Origin of the sequence: Vibrio sp. 10N.222.48.A3 (assembly GCF_041475345.1) — a bacterium.
In the GTDB taxonomy this organism is placed as follows: Bacteria; Pseudomonadota; Gammaproteobacteria; order Enterobacterales; family Vibrionaceae; genus Vibrio; species Vibrio tasmaniensis_A.
Genome location: NZ_JBFRVX010000070.1, coordinates 1 through 304, shown reverse-complemented (window position 1 = coordinate 304; position 304 = coordinate 1). Strand labels below are relative to the sequence as shown.

Annotated in this window: 1 protein-coding gene; it reads right to left on the bottom strand. The window is 44.7% G+C overall.

All coding sequences use genetic code 11. The annotated features are described in order from the left end of the window. The coding region (gene rplK / locus AB4653_RS02515; RefSeq protein WP_372103258.1) for a 50S ribosomal protein L11 at window positions 1-304 on the bottom strand (304 nt) is incomplete at both ends.

The following is a 304-nucleotide window of genomic DNA, read 5'->3' as shown; positions in this document are numbered from 1 at the left end:
AGTTACAGTACCAACTTTCTCAGTGTTTGGACGACCTGAACCAGACTTAACGCCAGCAGCTTTCTTAAGAAGAACAGCAGCAGGTGGAGTCTTAGTTACGAACGTGAAAGAACGGTCGTTGTAAACAGTAATTACTACTGGAGTAGGTAGACCTTTCTCAACAGATTCTGTTTTTGCGTTGAACGCTTTACAGAATTCCATGATGTTCACGCCGTGTTGACCTAGAGCAGGACCAACCGGTGGACTTGGGTTTGCCATACCAGCTGCAACTTGCAGTTTGATATAAGCTTCAACTTTCTTAGCC